The sequence below is a fragment of the Streptomyces ortus genome, from assembly GCF_026341275.1.
GTDB classification, from domain to species: domain Bacteria; phylum Actinomycetota; class Actinomycetes; order Streptomycetales; family Streptomycetaceae; genus Streptomyces; species Streptomyces ortus.
The window spans coordinates 2,078,377-2,094,012 of sequence record NZ_JAIFZO010000002.1 but is presented as its reverse complement, the minus strand read 5'-3'; the positions used below and the strand labels follow the sequence as shown (position 1 = coordinate 2,094,012).

The 15,636-nt window shown below is 72.3% G+C and carries 13 protein-coding genes; 7 read left to right on the top strand and 6 right to left on the bottom strand.

Annotation, left to right across the window (positions count from 1 at the left end):
• The first annotated feature begins 102 nt into the window (after positions 1–102).
• Positions 103–351, top strand: coding sequence for a DUF2530 domain-containing protein (locus K3769_RS12555; RefSeq protein ID WP_267026517.1), 249 nt, complete (start codon positions 103–105; stop codon positions 349–351).
• Between the two features lie 197 nt (positions 352–548).
• Positions 549–2,972: an HAD-IC family P-type ATPase gene (locus K3769_RS12550; protein ID WP_267026516.1), complete on the top strand. Its 2,424-nt coding sequence runs from the start codon at positions 549–551 to the stop codon at positions 2,970–2,972.
• A gap of 116 nt (positions 2,973–3,088) precedes the next feature.
• On the opposite strand, the gene K3769_RS12545 is transcribed toward K3769_RS12550, so the two are convergent.
• The 3 genes from K3769_RS12545 to K3769_RS12535 form a co-directional block, all read right to left on the bottom strand.
• On the bottom strand, positions 3,089–4,018 hold the full coding sequence (locus K3769_RS12545) for a hypothetical protein (RefSeq protein WP_267026515.1): 930 nt from the start codon (positions 4,016–4,018) through the stop codon (positions 3,089–3,091).
• 218 nt (positions 4,019–4,236) lie between these two features.
• Positions 4,237–7,443 (bottom strand): sacsin N-terminal ATP-binding-like domain-containing protein, encoded by a 3,207-nt coding sequence (locus tag K3769_RS12540; protein WP_267026514.1) that lies wholly within the window; start codon positions 7,441–7,443, stop codon positions 4,237–4,239.
• A gap of 247 nt (positions 7,444–7,690) precedes the next feature.
• A complete protein-coding gene (locus K3769_RS12535; RefSeq protein WP_267026513.1) occupies positions 7,691–8,614 on the bottom strand; it encodes a DUF3027 domain-containing protein in 924 nt (307 codons plus the stop codon).
• A 457-nt stretch (positions 8,615–9,071) separates the two neighbouring features.
• On the opposite strand from K3769_RS12535, the gene K3769_RS12530 reads away from it, so the two are divergent.
• From K3769_RS12530 to K3769_RS12515, 4 genes are all read left to right on the top strand, one after another.
• Positions 9,072–10,493, top strand: a complete 1,422-nt coding sequence (locus tag K3769_RS12530) for an MFS transporter (protein ID WP_267026512.1) — start codon at positions 9,072–9,074, stop codon at positions 10,491–10,493.
• A gap of 193 nt (positions 10,494–10,686) precedes the next feature.
• Complete coding sequence (locus K3769_RS12525) at positions 10,687–11,175, top strand: hypothetical protein (protein WP_267026511.1); 489 nt, start codon at positions 10,687–10,689, stop codon at positions 11,173–11,175.
• Between the two features lie 48 nt (positions 11,176–11,223).
• Positions 11,224–11,958, top strand: coding sequence for a futalosine hydrolase (locus K3769_RS12520; RefSeq protein ID WP_267026510.1), 735 nt, complete (start codon positions 11,224–11,226; stop codon positions 11,956–11,958).
• Positions 11,942–12,847 carry a 1,4-dihydroxy-6-naphtoate synthase gene (locus K3769_RS12515; RefSeq protein ID WP_267026509.1) on the top strand — a complete coding sequence of 302 codons (906 nt, stop codon included), beginning with the start codon at positions 11,942–11,944 and terminating at the stop codon, positions 12,845–12,847. The genes K3769_RS12520 and K3769_RS12515 overlap by 17 nt, the downstream gene beginning before the upstream one ends.
• Before the next feature lie 97 nt (positions 12,848–12,944).
• Here K3769_RS12515 and K3769_RS40700 read toward each other — a convergent pair whose 3' ends face one another.
• Positions 12,945–13,328: a cold-shock protein gene (locus tag K3769_RS40700; protein ID WP_308216319.1), complete on the bottom strand. Its 384-nt coding sequence runs from the start codon at positions 13,326–13,328 to the stop codon at positions 12,945–12,947.
• A gap of 196 nt (positions 13,329–13,524) precedes the next feature.
• On the opposite strand from K3769_RS40700, the gene K3769_RS12505 reads away from it, so the two are divergent.
• Positions 13,525–13,773, top strand: coding sequence for a hypothetical protein (locus tag K3769_RS12505; protein WP_267026508.1), 249 nt, complete (start codon positions 13,525–13,527; stop codon positions 13,771–13,773).
• A 4-nt stretch (positions 13,774–13,777) separates the two neighbouring features.
• Here the strand turns inward: K3769_RS12505 and K3769_RS12500 are convergent, their stop codons facing one another.
• On the bottom strand, positions 13,778–14,401 hold the full coding sequence (locus K3769_RS12500; RefSeq protein ID WP_267026507.1) for an HAD family hydrolase: 624 nt from the start codon (positions 14,399–14,401) through the stop codon (positions 13,778–13,780).
• Between the two features lie 25 nt (positions 14,402–14,426).
• Entirely contained in the window at positions 14,427–15,548 is a 1,122-nt protein-coding gene (locus K3769_RS12495; RefSeq protein WP_267026506.1) for a hypothetical protein, read from the bottom strand.
• Positions 15,549–15,636 lie beyond the last annotated feature (88 nt).

Here is a 15,636-nt window from a genome sequence, read left to right as displayed (position 1 = left end):
GTCAGACAGATTCAGTATGAACATATGACGGCTTTGGCGCTATCTCCGCGCGTAGACCGCGGCAGCTGTGGTCCGTCCCCAGCCTGCTCGTAAGCTGTCCTCATGGCGAAGTGGACACCGACACACGAGGCACCGGAACCGCTGGAGGGGCCCGTGGTCGCCACCGTCACGGGCGGTGCGATCCTCTGGTTCGTCCTCTTCCTGGTCCAGCTGCCGTTCTACGGCTGGCTCGACGACCACGGGCACGTGTGGTGGTTGTGGACGTGTCTCGCGGGGGCGGGGCTGGGGTTGATCGGGATCTGGTACGTGCGGGGGCGCGAGGCGGCGATCAAGCGGGCCTCCGCACCGTAGGGGGTGGCCCTAATCGATTGCGATCGATTGCGCAGTTCCCCGCGCCCCTAGGTACCTAGGGGCGCGGGGAACTGCGCAATCTTTTGGGGCGCGAGGAACCGCCGTGTACTACCACGGCACCATCCCCGCTCCTCCCCTGGTCGGATCTTGCCGCACTCACCGGGTGCACCCGCATATCCCCCCGTACCGTCGAAGACATGACCCACATCGACGCGGGCGCCGAACTCGACCCCGTGCACCCCGTCCCCCTGCCCGCAAGCACGAGCGCGCAGGGACTGACCACCGCCGAGGTCGAGGAGCGCGTCGCCCGGGGTGAGGTCAACGACGTCCCCGTACGCAGCAGCCGCACCACCGCCGACATCGTCCGGGCCAACGTCTTCACCCGGTTCAACGCCATCATCGGCGTGCTCTGGCTGATCATGCTGTTCGTCGCCCCGTTCCAGGACAGCCTCTTCGGCTACGTGATCCTCGCGAACACCGGCATCGGCATCATCCAGGAGCTGCGCGCCAAGAAGACCCTGGACTCCCTCGCGGTGATCGGCGAGTCCCGCCCCACCGTCCGCAGGGACGGCACCGCCACCTCCGTCGGCACCTCCGAGATCGTGCTGGGCGACCTGATCGAGATCGGGCCGGGCGACAAGATCGCCGTGGACGGCGAGTGCGCCGAGGCCGACGGCCTGGAGATCGACGAGTCCCTGCTCACCGGCGAGGCCGACCCGGTCGTCAAACGGCCCGGCGACCCGGTCATGTCGGGCAGCTTCGTGGTCGCGGGCGGCGGCGCCTTCACCGCGACGAAGGTGGGCCGCGAGGCGTACGCGGCGCAACTCGCCGAGGAGGCGAGCCGTTTCACCCTCGTCCACTCCGAACTGCGTACCGGCATCTCCACGATCCTCAAGTACGTGACCTGGATGCTGATCCCGGCCGCGATCGGCCTCGCCGTCACGCAACTGGTCAGCAAGGACAACGACTTCAAGGACTCCATCGCGCGCGCCGTCGGCGGCATCGTGCCGATGGTCCCCGAGGGCCTGGTCCTGCTCACCTCGGTCGCCTTCGCCATAGGCGTCGTCCGGCTCGGCCGCAAACAGTGCCTGGTGCAGGAACTCCCGGCCATCGAGGGCCTGGCCCGCGTCGACACCGTCTGCCTCGACAAGACGGGCACGCTCACCGAGGGCGGCATGGACGTCACCGAGCTGCGCCCCCTGGGCGACCTGGACGGCGACGAGGCGTACGTACGCGAAGTGCTGGGCGCCCTCGGCGCGTCCGACCCCCGCCCGAACGCCTCCCTCCAGGCCATCGTCGACGCCTACCCGGACAGCGGGAACTGGCGCCGCGAGGGTGCGCTGCCCTTCTCCTCCGCGCGCAAGTACAGCGGGGCGTCCTTCGACGAAGGCGAGGGCGGGGACGAGGGCCGGGTGACCACCTGGCTGCTGGGCGCCCCCGACGTGCTGCTGGCCGACGACGACCCCGTACTCGCCGAGACCGAACAGCTCAACGAGCAGGGGCTACGGGTCCTGCTGCTCGCGCGTGCCGTCCGCGACCTCGACGACCCCCGGGTCCAGGACGGCGCACGGCCCGCCGCGCTCGTCGTCCTGGAGCAGCGGCTGCGGCCCGACGCCGCGGACACCCTGCGGTACTTCGACGAGCAGGACGTACGCGCCAAGGTGATCTCCGGCGACAACGCCGTGTCGGTGGGCGCGGTCGCCGCCAAACTCGGTCTGCCCGGTGCCTCCGCCACGGTCGACGCGCGCCGGCTGCCCGCCGAGCGGGAGGAGATGGCCGAGGCGCTGGACCGGGGCTCGGTGTTCGGGCGGGTCACGCCGCAGCAGAAGCGGGAGATGGTGGGCGCGCTCCAGTCGCGCGGGCACACGGTGGCGATGACCGGCGACGGGGTGAACGACGTGCTCGCCCTCAAGGACGCCGACATCGGTGTCGCGATGGGTTCGGGCTCGGAGGCCACCAAGGCGGTCGCCCAGATCGTGCTGCTGAACAACAGCTTCGCGACGCTGCCCTCGGTGGTCGCGGAGGGCCGCCGGGTGATCGGGAACATCACCCGGGTCGCCACGCTGTTCCTGGTCAAGACGGTGTACTCGGTGCTGCTCGCGGTGCTGGTGGTGTGCTTCCAGGTGGAGTACCCGTTCCTGCCGCGGCACTTGACGCTGCTGTCGACGCTGACGATCGGCGTGCCGGCGTTTTTCCTGGCGCTCGCGCCCAACAAGGAACGGGCCCGGCCGCACTTCGTCCGCCGGGTGATGCGGTACTCGATCCCGGGCGGGGTGGTGGCGGGGCTGGCGACCTTCACAACGTACCTGCTCGCGCGGCACCACTATTCCGGTGAGGGGGCGCTGGACGCGGAGACGAGCGCGGCGACGCTGACGCTGTTCCTGGTGTCGATGTGGGTGCTGGCGATCATCGCGCGGCCGTACACGTGGTGGCGGGTGTGTCTGGTGGCCGCGATGGGGCTCGGTTTCCTGCTGGTGCTGGTGGTGCCGTGGCTGCAGTCGTTCTTCGCGCTGAAGCTGGTGGGGGCCACGATGCCGTGGACTGCCGTCGGGGTGGCGGTGGTGGGGGCCGGGGTCCTCGAACTGGGGTGGAAGTGGGTGGACCGCCGCTTCCCCGTGTAGCGCGGACCGAAAGACAAAAGATTGCGCCGTTCCCCGCGCCCCTTGAGGGGCGCGGGGAACGGCGCAATCAGCCACGACTCACCCGCGCCCGTCGGGGGGTGCGGTGGAGCGGAAGGTTACTTCACGTCCACGAAGTCGCCCGCGGCCTTGACCGCCGGAGTCGTCGACGTACCCGCGAAGTTGTACCGGAAGTAGCCGTCGGACGCGGCCTTGACCGTGGTCTTCAGCGCACCCTTGGTGCCGGACTTGACGGTCTTGACGTCCACGTACGTGGACGTGCCCTTCTTCTTGAACTGGAGCTTCACCGGCTGGACGGTGTAGCCCGCGTACTTGAACGTGTCCCAGTTCGCGCGGGTCAGGGCACCCGTGACCGTGATGGTCTTGCCCTTCTTCACCGGCTCCGGGGAGGCGTTCACGGAGAGCTTGGAGTAGCGCTGCACCTTGGTGCTGCCGACCTTGGACTGCTCCGCGTACCCGACCTTGGTGATGTCGTAGTCGGCGGCGGACGGGTCCTCGCCGTTGAAGGCGATCGCGTAGGCGTTGGCCGACCACGCACCGGCGTCGGAGTTCCACAGCTCGCCGTCGCCGGGACGCACGTCGATGGTGGCCTTGCAGGAGGCGGTCGTGGAGGTGACGGCCACACAGGTCGGCCAGTCGTCGCCGACCAGGATGTTCTCCGGCTCCTCGTAGGAACCCTTGTAGATCTCGACGTCGACGAAGAAGTCGGCGGCGTTGATGTCGACCTCGGCGCCGTGCTTCAGCGTGAACGTCGTCGGGACGGTGACCTGCTTGGTGGTGCCGGCCACGATGGCCTTGCCGTTGTTGATCTTCACGTTCGAGACGCTCGCGTCGAGCGCGTACGGCGCGTCGACCGCCGCGGCGGCGGCCCGGGAGCCGGACTTGGCGGCGGCGGCGTGAGCGGCGTCGAGGACCTTCGCGGTGTCCTCGCGCGTGATCGCGGAGTCGTCCGCCTGCGCGGCGGGCACGGCGAAGGCGGAAAGAGCCAGGGCGCCGGTGACGGCGGCCACGGTGGCACGTATACGCATGCGTTCCCCTGATGGAGAAAGGGGCCCCGACGGTAGGTCGGCACGCTGGGGCCCGAGTGATCGAGAGTCTGTTGACTCAGGTGATCAGATTCCGAACGGGGGCGAATGGTTGTACGGATCGTGAAGGTTTTGCGAACTCGTGATCAACTCCCCCGCAGAGCGCCCCGCCCGACCCTCGTTCGGGGCGCTCCAAACCCTCGGCCGAACTCTCCAGACCCTCAGTCGAACCAGCGGTCCCGCGCCAGTTCCTCCGTCCTGGACGGGTCCTCCAGCAGGGCCGCGACCTCGAAACGGCGGGGCCACTGACCGGCCGCCCACGCCAGGCCCGCGGCGACGCCCTCCAGCGTGGCCGCGTGCAGCACCCCGTCACGGGTGCGGCGCCAGTCGAGTTCGGTGCCGTCGACGACCAGTTCCTCGTGCTCGACATAGGTCGCGGGGGTCGAGGAGCCCAGCAGAACCCGTACGGACTCCGGTACGTCGTGTTCCGCGCCCTCGCTGGTCACCTCGCCCGTGACGGACTCGCTCAGCCGCCGGACCTGGAACAGTTCGGCCAGGTCGGCGGCCCGGGACGGCGGTACCGGGAGCAGGGGCGTGCCCGCGGTGAAGGGCAGCAGATCGGGCGAGTCGACGACCACGGCGTCGGCCGCGTCCACGACCCGCACCTCGCCGTCCACCACGGCCCGCACCTCGTCCGGCAGGGTCACCTGCTCGGGATCGAGGTCCGCCAGCGCGCCGTACAGGGCGTGCAGCTGGGACGCCGAGACCTCGCGGTCGGGGTCGGCGAGCCGGTCGAGCAGTTCGGCGCCGCCGCCCGGTTCGGCGAGCAGCGCGGCCACGGACGTACGGACGCCGAGGGCCCGCAGCACCTGCTCGTCGTCGAAACCGGCCGCGTCGGCGGCGTCGTACAGGCCGTGCAGGAGCGGGTCGCCGCCCTCGGCGCGCAGGCCCGCCGGGCGGCGGCCGTCGAGGACGGGGTGCCCGCGCAGCCACCAGGCGGTGTAGGAGCGGATGATCTCGTGCGTGCCGTCCGGCAGCAGGACGCGGACCGGCTGGGTGAGGGCGTCCCGCAGCGGCGGGCGGGAGAGCAGGGCCAGGGCCTCGGGCCAGCGGTCGTCGTCCACGAGGTCGAGGTCGCGCACGGCGACGATCTCCGTGGCGACGGGCGGCACGGGTGACTCCGGCAGCCCGTCCAGGGCGTCCTCGCACCACACGTCCACGGCGTCGAGCAGCCCGGCGTCGTCGGGTTCGGCGAAGTCGCCGTCCCTGGGCTCCAGTTCGTCGGGGTCGAGGACGACGTCCGTGGCGCGTACGAGCTGGAAGTTCGCCAGGACACCGCAGGCGGCGAGCGGCTGCTCGCCCCAGCGTTCGGCGAGTTCGGTGTCGACGGAGGCGAGCTCGTCCTCGCGCATCACCTGGGCGAAGGGGCTGCCGGGCAGAACGAGTTCGCCCGCCGGGACGAGTTCGCCCTCGTCGTCGGGGAGCGCGAGGGCGCCGAGCCAGGGTTCGTCGCCGGGTTCGAGGTCGGCGTCCCGGACGAGCGCGAGGACGGTGTCCGCCAGTTCCTCGGCGTCGGGGGACGTGTCGTCGTCCCAGGCACCCCGGTCGTCGTCGAGGGAGCCGGCGACGGCGGCCCGGACCTGCGGGGTGGTCAGGACGGCCCGCGCGGTGGCGGGCAGGGCGCCCAGCTTCTCCAGGAGCGGATGGACGGCGTCCGGATGGGCGACCTTGAGACCGAGCCGGGCGAGGGCGTCGGGGGCGACGCCGCTGGTGGTCGCGGCCCCGTCGGCGGTGGGCAGCAGGACCTGGCGGGGGCCGATCGTCGTCCGGCCGTCGGCCAGCGGCACCGGCAGCCCGGACAGCCGGTCGGGGTCGACTCCGGCCAGGCTGTCGTACAGGCGCCGCCACCACTCAGGGGCCTTCTCCAGGCCCGCGAGCCGGTCGACCGCCTCGGCCAGCGGGACCCGCGCGACCCCCAGGGTGCGCAGTTCGGCCCGCCGTTCGAGCCCGGCGGGCAGCAGGCTGGGCAGCACCTCCGCGAGCACCCGTACGGTCTCGGCGCCCGCCCCCTCCACCACCTCGGCGTCGCGGGGGCGCAGGGCCTCGGGCCGGTCGGAGGGGACATCGAGAGCGCCGTCCGGGTCTGCGGCGGTGTCCACGGCCGCGTCGGCATCGGCATCGGCCCCGCCGGCCGGCTCAGCCGCGGGCGGCAGGAAGGCGGTGCGCGGCATCCGTTCGAGGATCGCCTGGCGCAGGGCCCCGTCCAGTTCGCCCTTGCCGAGCGGCCCCGGCACCAGGTCGATGATCCCGGCGGTCACGGGCCGCCAGGCGGCGAGCAGTTCGACGTACGCCTCCGCCGCGCGCTGCACCAGGAAGTCGGTCAGCGGGCCGGGGGCGGCATGGCGGCGGGTGGTGTCGAGCGGGAGGGAGGCGATGAGCAGCGCGGGTACGCCGAGGGGTTCGTCGCTGGGGGTGGGCGCGTGCACGACGGGGCCCGTGCGGGGGCGGCCCGGGGTGCCGTCGGCGTCGACCGGGACGGCCCAGGTGACCGACCAGTGGGGGCGCAGGCGCTCCTCGACGGGCCGGTCGGCGAGCAGGGCGGGCTCCAGGGGTCCGTGCGCGGAGACGGTGCGCCAGCGGGTCGTCCCGTCGCGGGAGTCCTCGACGACCACACCGCCGCCGTCGTCCTCGGTGCGCCGCCGGACGGTCCGTACGCTGCCGTCGCCGCTCTCGACGACCACTTCCGCCAGGCCGGGCAGGGCGAGCAGCAGGGCGTCGTCGACACCGTCGAGGAGCCGTTCCGCGAGCGCCTCGGCGGCGGGGTCCCGCAGCGGCAGGACGACGACGCTGTCGTACGGGTCCGGCGCGGAGCCCTCGGCCGCGAACGGCAACCGGAGCAGGGGTACGTGGCCGTCGCGGCGGCGTACCTCGTCCCCGAGGCCGGGGCTGTGGCGGGCGATGTCGGTGGCGAGGTCGCGGGCCTCGGCGAGGGACCAGCGGACGCCGCCGTGCCTGCCCAGCAGGGCGGGTTCGTCGGTCACGGCGAGGACGGCCGCGAAGCCGACGCCGAAGCGGCCGACCGCGCTGTCGCTCTCGTCGCGCTTGGCGGAGGCGCGCAGGGTGGAGAGGGATTCGACGCCGGTGGCGTCCAGGGGGGCGCCGGTGTTGGCGGCGGCGAGGACTCCGTCGCGCAGGGTCAGGCGCAGGCGGCCGGGGACGCCGGCGCGGGAGGCGGCGTCGGCGGCGTTCTGGGCGAGTTCGACGACGAGGCGGTCGCGGTAGCCGCCGAGGACGAGGTCCTCCTCGGAGTTGGCGTCCTCGCGGAACCGTGCCGGACTGGTCGCCCAGGCGTCCAGCACCCCGCGTCGCAGCCGGGCCGTCCCGAACGGATCCGCGCCCTCGGCAGCCGGCCGCACGAAGTTGCTCACGCTTGACACTCCCTCATCGTCGTACGCCCGCGCGCATCGGCCGGTCGCCGCAAGAAGGTACCGCGCGGGTCCCTCGGCAGGGGGCCGGGGTGGAAGGGGTGGCTCCGCGGGTTCGCCGGGGGCGGGTGAGTGGGGCTTGTCGCGCAGTTCCCCGCGCCCCTTCAGGGGCGCGGGGAACTGCGCGATCTTTTGGCTTCGGGGGATGGGGGGCCGCACGATCAGACACATACGCCCCGCCGGCCGCAGGTTAGCTGTGGCCGTACTCCGACGCGGAGCCGTCCGCCCCCGCCGGGACAGAACCCGAATCCGGCGCGGGCCGCAGCGGGAACGGATCCATCCGGGTCTCGTCGATCACCGGCGGCGCGGGCCGCGGGGGCGCGGGCATGACCGCCGCCTCGGAATGCCCTCCGCATCCGTAGGACAGCGCCACCACCCGGCCGTCCGCGGGCGAGAACTCATTCGCGCACAGACCGAACGCCTGTCCGAGCGACCCGCCGATGGGATTGAGGAACCCACAGCTGACACACGTCGCGGGAGCGGCCTGCGCCATCGCGGTCTTCGCCCCGTACGACTCCTCCCACCGGTCCGCCGCGACATGCAGCCCGTACCGGGACAGCACACGCGCCCGCCGCATCCCCAGCTCCTCGGCCACGGACGCGATCGACCCGCGGGACGGCACGAGCGGCAGCGCGGCCGGCGCCTGCGGTGTGATCTCCGCGTCCTCCGCCTCGGCCAGCTGGGCCATCTCCTCGGAGATCGGCGCGTTCGGAGCGGGCTCGTCCTCGCCGGAGTAGCCGGGCTCCAGACGCAGATCCTCCGCGTCCGTGGGCAGCAGGTCCCCGGGACCCATGTCCCCCGGCCGCAGCCGCTCGCTCCATGGCACCCACTCGGGCGCCAGCAGGGCGTCGGCGCCCGGCAGCAGCACGGTCTCGTTCAGGGTGACGACCTTCGCCCGGGAGGCCCGGGCCACCGTCACGGCCCACCGCCACCCGCGGTAGCCCATCTCCTTGCACTCGAAGAAGTGCGTGACGACGCGGTCCCCTTCGCTGACCAGTCCCGCGTGCTCACCCACCACGCCGGGAGCGGCGGCCTCCTCGGCGGCGGCCCGGGCGAGGTCCACTGCCTCGGCACACAGACGGTCGGGGGTTCGGCTTCGCGTTGTCGCGCTCACAGGTATCGCTTCTCTCCTACGCCGTCTCACGAGTGCGCCATCCCTCGACGGGGGTGCGGACGGAGCGGACCGGAGGGCCGCGTCGACGTCCGCGCCCGATCGCACTCGGGCGCACCTACGTCATCCATTCTGCGGGATGACCGAGAGGCGCGCGGCCGAGAACAACCGCCGCGGGCGCGTTACGCACGCTACCGTCTCGTCGGCGCTGGGCCTACACCGGCGTTGCCCTCAGGCTGTCGCGGCGTTGCCCCGACCGGGTGCACGGCCCGCCGCAGCCCGGCCGTGCGGGGCGTTCGCGGCCGGTGCGCGGGGCATTCTCCGCGCATCCTCCGCACACCCCTCACGCATCCTTCGCGCGCCCTTCGCGCACGTCCGGCACCCGGTCCAGCGCCCCCACTCAGCCGCTATACGGGCGGTAACTGCGCTACTTCCCCCGTTCTCGGGGCACTATTGCGGAGTGGCAGCCGCGAGGTCGCCCCAGGGCGTCACCGGAATCGGTGCGGCCGGGGCAGAAGGCAAGAGCGGAACGGGCCCGGTGCGCGGGGCCGTCCGTTCCGTCGGGCATGCCCTGCGCCTGCCGTTCAGCGGTACGGCGAGAGGCATCAGAAAAGCGACACACGCGCACGGCGCGGGCGAGTCGGGCCTCGGCAAACTGATCGAACTGCACGGGGTGAACGGCGCCGGCGACATGCTGATCACCGTCGCGCTCGCCTCCACGGTCTTCTTCTCGGTCCCCACGGACGAGGCGCGCGGCCGGGTGGCGCTCTACCTGGCGATCACGATGGCCCCCTTCACCCTGCTCGCCCCGGTCATCGGCCCTCTCCTGGACCGCCTCCCGCACGGCCGGCGCGCCGCGATGGCCGGCGCGTTCATAGCGCGCGCGTTCATGGCCCTGCTGCTGTCGGGCGCGGTCGTCACGGGCAGCATCGAGCTGTACCCGGCGGCCCTCGGCGTCCTGGTGGCCTCGAAGGCGTACGGCGTGGTCAGAAGCGCCGTGGTGCCCCGGCTGCTGCCACCCGCGTTCTCCCTGGTCAAGGCGAACTCACGGGTCACGCTCGGCGGCCTGCTCGCGACGGGCGTGGCGGCCCCGATCGGCGCGGGCCTGCAGGCCCTCGGCCCCCGCTACCCGCTCTACGGCGCCTTCCTGATCTTCGTGGCGGGTACGTTCCTGTCGTTCTCCCTGCCGCACAAGGTCGACTCGGCCAAGGGCGAGGACAAGGCCCTGCTGGCCGCGGACGAGCAGCACCTGCACGGCCCGCACCTCAAACAGTCCAAGCGCCCGGGTCTGCGGACGGTCGGCACGGCGGTCACGCACGCGCTCGCCGCGAACGCCGCGCTGCGCGGCCTGTCCGGGTTCCTGATCTTCTTCCTGGCCTTCCTGCTGCGCGAACACCCCCTCGCGGGCGCCAGCGCGGCGGTCTCGCTGACGGTCGTCGGCGTGTCGGCGGGCGTGGGCAACGCGCTGGGCACGGCGGTCGGGGCGGCCCTGAGATCCCGGGCACCCGAACTGATCATCGTCACCGTGGTCGCGGTGGTACTCGGCGTGGCGATCACGGCGGCGGTCTTCTTCGGGGTGCTGCTGGTGGCGGTGCTCGCGGCGTTCGCCGGTTTCGCCCAGGCGCTGTCCAAGCTGTCCCTGGACGCGCTGATCCAGCGGGACGTACCGGAACTGGTGCGGACGTCCGCGTTCGCGCGCTCCGAGACGCTTCTGCAGATGTCCTGGGTGGTCGGCGGGGCGATCGGGATCGCGTTGCCGCTCAACGGCACGCTCGGGATGGCGGTGGCCGCCACGATCATCGCCGTCGGCTGGCTCACCACGGTCCGCGGACTGCTGAGCGCGGCCCGGCACGGCGGACGACACCACGCGCACCTGGCCTGAGCGGTTCGGCCGTCCGGTGGTCAGGCCGTCCCGGGGGTCAGGCCGTCCCGGGGGTCAGGTCGTCCGGGGGGCAGGCCGTCCGGGGTCAGGCCGTCCGGTCGCCACCCGCTCGCCGGGGTGATCCGCACCCGCGGCACGCCGCGTAGCGCACCCACATGGCCGGGCCGCGGGACCCGCCCGATAACCTTCGGCCATGAGCTCCCAGCGTCCCCTTGCGCGCCGTCGCCGCGCCGTCGCCGCCGCAAGTGCCGTTTCCGCCGGACTTCTCGTGCTGTCCGCCTGCGACAAGCCGACGCCGATGGCCACCGTCACGGTCGGCAAGAACTCGGTCAGTGTCGAGGCCGAGTGCTACGAGGACGGCAAGACCATCGGCAAGGAGGAAGCGACCAAGTGCGCCCTCAAGAAGTCCTCCGACACGATCAGCGTCTCGCAGGGTGAGACGCTGCGCATCGGTGTCGACCCGGAGATCGCCGACGAGGGCTGGGCCCTGTGGCTCAACGGCGAACAGGTCACGTCCCCCTTCAAGAAGACGTACTACGCCTTCGAGGGCGTCGACCTCTTCGCCGAGCAGTCGGGCCAGGCCGCACCGAAGACGATCTACATCAGCGTCGTCCAGCAGAACAAGACCGGTACACAGGTCCAGGGTGTCTGGAACTTCAAGCTCGAGAACGCGGACGCCTGAGCCACCGCTGAGCCGCCCGGTCCTCATGGCCCCCATGGAGCGCCGCTCATGCGTGTCCTCGTAACCACCGCCGTCCCCGCCGAACGGGACGCGGTGGCCGCGGCGTTCACGGCACCGGCGTCGGCGCACCCGGTGCCGGGAGCGGCCCTGAGCAGGGTGGCGTTCCCGGCGGAGAGCCACGGCCTCGTCCTCGACCTGCTCGCCGGCGGCGTCGGACCGGCCGCTGCCGCCGCGTCGACCGCAGCCGCGCTCACGTCGGCCGCGCTGACCGGTGAGCCGTACGACGTGGTCGTCTCCGCCGGTATCGGCGGCGGGTTCCAGCCCGGGGCCCCCGTCGGCTCGCTCGTCCTCGCCGACGACATCACCGTCGCCGACCTCGGCGCCGAGACCCCCGACGGCTACGCGCCCGTCACCGAACTGGGGTTCGGAGCCGTCACCCACCGGCCGCCGGATTCACTCGTACGAGAGATCGCGGCCGTCACCGGAGCACGTCAGGGGTCCGTCCTGACCGTCAGCACGGTGACCGGCAGCGCCGCGCGCGCCGCGGAACTGCGCCGGCGCCACCCGCGGGCGCTCGCCGAGGCCATGGAGGGCTTCGGGGTGGCGGAGGCCGCCGCGGCGCACGGCGTCCCCGTCCTGGAGATCCGTGCCGTGTCCAATCCCGTGGGCCCCCGGGACCGCGCCGCCTGGCGGATCGGCGAGGCCCTCGCGGCACTCACCGGCGCGTTCGGGAAGCTTGCGCCCGTACTGGAGAGTTGGAACCCACATGACGTCACTGACTGAACCCTCGCAGTCCCCCCAGACCTCCCAGACCTCGGCGGATTCGCAGGCCGGGCCGCTGCGGATCGCGTACTCGCCCTGTCCGAACGACACCTTCGTCTTCGACGCCTGGGCGCACGGCCGGATCCCCGGAGCGCCCGGGCTCGACGTGACCTTCGCGGACATCGACATCACCAACGGCATGGCCGAGCGCGGCGAGTTCGACGTCCTGAAGGTGTCGTACGCCGTCCTGCCATACGTCCTGGACGAATGGGCCCTGCTGCCCTGCGGGGGCGCCCTGGGGCGGGGCTGCGGGCCGCTGGTCCTCACCCGGGAGCCGGGCGTGGACCTCACCGGCCGCACGGTCGCCGTACCGAGCGAGCGGTCGACCGCGTACATGCTGTTCCGCCTGTGGGCCGCGGACACGGTGCCGGGCGGGGTCGGCGAGATCGTGGTGATGCCGTTCCACGAGATCATGCCCGCGGTACGGGACGGGAAGGTGGACGCCGGGCTGGTCATCCACGAGGCCCGCTTCACCTACCAGAACTACGGTCTGCACAAGCTCGCCGACATGGGCGAGCACTGGGAGCGGACGACGGGCCTGCCGATCCCGCTGGGCGCAATCATCGCCCGCCGGGCGCTGGGCGAGGAGACCTTGCGGCTGCTCGCCGAGTCCGCCCGCGCCTCCGTGCGGGCCGCCTGGGACGACCCCGAGACCTCACGGGCGTACGTGCTGGAGCACGCGCAGGAGATGGACGCGTCGGTCGCCGACCAGCACATCGGCCTGTACGTCAACGAGTTCACGGCGGACCTGGGCGAGGACGGCTACGCGGCGGTCCGCGGCCTCCTCACCCGAGCGGCGGCCGAGGGACTCGTTCCGGCGCTCGGGCCGGGGGCGCTGGACTTCCCCTGACGGCCCCCGGCCGGATTTCCCGGCCGGGATTTCCCGGCCGGAAGGTCCCGGCAGAGAGGTCTGTTACCGCTTCACACCCCCGCGCCCCTGCCGCGCGCTACACGTCCAACTGGTCCGCCACCGCGCGCAGCAGGCCCGCGATCTTCTTGCCCGATGTCTTCTCGGGGTAGCGGCCCCTCTCCAGCATCGGCGTGATGTTTTCCAGGAGGGTCGTCAAATCCTGGACGATGGAAGCCAGTTCGTCCGGCTTGCGGCGCTGGGCGGCCGCCACCGAGGGCGTGGGGTCCAGGAGCGTCACCGAGAGTGCCTGGTCACCGCGCTGTCCGGCGACCACACCGAACTCCACCCGCTGCCCCGGCTTGAGAACATCGACTCCGGCGGGCAGGACCGAGGAATGAACGAAGACGTCGCCGCCGTCGTCGCGGGAGAGAAAGCCGAAGCCCTTCTCACTGTTGAACCACTTGACCTTGCCGGTAGGCACGTCTGTCCTCGTCCTCGTAATCGTCGGAAACTGCGTCGGAAAGACTTCAAGACTTCGGCTGAAAACTGCTCGGGAAACAGGTCCGTACAGCACTACAGCGGGTCGTCGGACCCGCCGGTACCAAGGCTAATGGTCCGGCGGCTGCTGACAAGACGTCGCCGGATTGTTCCTCCGGGCAGGGAACTACCCTGGTGGAGTGCGTGACAAAACCCAAGCGAATTCCGCCGCGGCCGGAGAACGGCTCATCCGTGCCGGTGCCATCGTGTTCTTCGTCGGAGCTGTGGCCACTCTGGTCACCGTGGCCCCGCTGCTGCTCGACACGACGCCCTTTCCTACGTACATGTTCGGTCTGAGCATGTTGATGGGCGTCGGATTCCTCATCGCGGGAGCGGGGGTGTTCCAGTCGATCGCCGACGGCCGCCGGCAGGCACGCGGACGTTCGTGACCGACTACCGGCGGGCCGCGGACCATGTCGTCAGCCAGGCCGGGAATTCCAGCAGGTCCTTGAGGACGACGTCGGCGCCGGCCGCGCGCAGTTCCTCCTCGTCGCACGGGCCGGTGGCCACCGCGACGGACAGGGCTCCGGCGGTCCGCGCGCCGCGCACGTCGCCGGTGTGGTCGCCCACGTAGACGTCCGCGTCGTACTCGCGCAACGCCTCCGCCTTGCGCTCGGCCCACAGGTCGCCGACGACCGCGTCGGCGTCGATGCCGAGATGACCGAGATGCAGCTTGGCGTTCGGCTCGTACTTGGCGGTGACGACGATCGCCCGGCCCCCCGCGGCCCGTACCGCGGCCATCGCCTCGCGGGCGCCGGTCATCGCGGGCGTCGGGGCGATGGCGTGGGTGGGATACATCTCGCGGTAGACATCCGCCACGGCCGCGACCTCCTCGGCCGGAAACCAGTTGACCAACTCCTCCGCGAGCGGCGGCCCGAGCCGGGTGACGGCCAGATCGGCGTCGATGAAGGTCCCCGTCCGCGCCGAGAGCGCCTGGTAACAGGCACGGATCCCGGGCCGGGAGTCGATGAGGGTCATATCGAGGTCGAAGCCGACGGTCAGCACACGAGAAGTCATATGAGCCATTGTGCGGGTGCCGTCACTACCGTCGGCGCTGCGAGCGCCACACCAGGTACAGCGCCGAGGCGACGGCCGCGCCGCGCAGGACCCACGGCCAGGTCTCGGCGATCGCGTCGCTCATCCGGTCCTGCGGAATGGGCTCGCCCCAACGCCCCTCCTTGCGGCCCCAGATCCAGGCGATGCCCCCAGCGGCGACGAGGCCGGGCACGACGAGCACGGCCCACTTCGCCTCGGTGGGAGTCAGGCGGCGCGAGAGGTAGGCGATGAGCCAGCCGAGGCCCAGCATGACGAGGTTGCCGATGACCGCGCCGGCGACCAGGAGGGCGGCGGCGAGCAGGAGAAGAGGGTTGGACCAGCCGCCGCCACCGCCGCCCCCGCCGCCGAGGGGGCGCAGGCGGGGTACGTAACGCCGGCGTACGCGCCCGGTCGGCCCGGGGTTCTCGACCACCTCCACCACTGCCGCACCGGACTTGGCCTGATCGTCCCGCTTGCCTTGCTTGTCCTGCTCGTCCCGCTTGTCGGGTTCGTCGATCGGTGGCGGCTTGAACAGTTCCGGGATCTCCACGCCGCCCGTGAACCCCGGCACGCTGTCCGTCGCCCCGAACGGGCCGCTCTCCACCCGCCACCAGTCGGGCTGAGGCCCGGTGCCCAGCTCCTCCGTGCTGGCGAGGTGCGGCGGGGTGGGCGTGGAGCCGACCATCCCCGTCGGTTCCGTCTCGGCGAGCTCAGGGTGGGCCGAACGCGGCCGGGGCACCGCGCGGCGCAGGCGCCTGGGCCGGGCCGCGGGTCCGCCGTCGCGCTGCGCGGGGACGGCGGACCGCTCCCCCGAGGACGAGGGGGCCGTCGGGAATGAGGGGGACGGGGTCGTGTCGGCGCCCTTGTCCCGGCCGGTGGAGCGGCCCGCGCCGCCGTCGGGCCCGGCGTTGGCGGCCTCGACCACCGACTCCGGGCTGCCGATGCGGTCGAGGATGCGGCGCACCGCGGCCGGACTGTCGAGCGTCGCCTTCGTGCGGCGCCGGTCGATCTCGCCGCGCAGCTCGGACACGAGCCGCATCCGCGTCCCCGACGGCAGCTGCCTCTGCTGGGCCAGGTCGCCCACCCGGCTCAGATAGTCGAATACGAGCTGGTCGCTCTCGATCCCCACGAAGTCCCCTCCGGGACGCCCACGTTGCGATTTCCCGTGCGACCGACGGTACCGCGCCCGCCGCCGGCGGCGGGCCCCGGCACGGCCG

Excerpts from the sequence above, each read along its gene's own strand:
- K3769_RS12555 (WP_267026517.1), top strand. The coding sequence starts at position 103 with ATGGCGAAGTGGACACCGACACACGAGGCACCGGAACCGCTGGAGGGG.
- K3769_RS12550 (WP_267026516.1), top strand. The coding sequence starts at position 549 with ATGACCCACATCGACGCGGGCGCCGAACTCGACCCCGTGCACCCCGTC.
- K3769_RS12545 (WP_267026515.1), bottom strand. The coding sequence starts at position 4,018 with ATGCGTATACGTGCCACCGTGGCCGCCGTCACCGGCGCCCTGGCTCTT.
- K3769_RS12525 (WP_267026511.1), top strand. The coding sequence starts at position 10,687 with ATGAGCTCCCAGCGTCCCCTTGCGCGCCGTCGCCGCGCCGTCGCCGCC.
- K3769_RS12520 (WP_267026510.1), top strand. The coding sequence starts at position 11,224 with ATGCGTGTCCTCGTAACCACCGCCGTCCCCGCCGAACGGGACGCGGTG.
- K3769_RS12515 (WP_267026509.1), top strand. The coding sequence starts at position 11,942 with ATGACGTCACTGACTGAACCCTCGCAGTCCCCCCAGACCTCCCAGACC.
- K3769_RS12500 (WP_267026507.1), bottom strand. The coding sequence starts at position 14,401 with ATGACTTCTCGTGTGCTGACCGTCGGCTTCGACCTCGATATGACCCTC.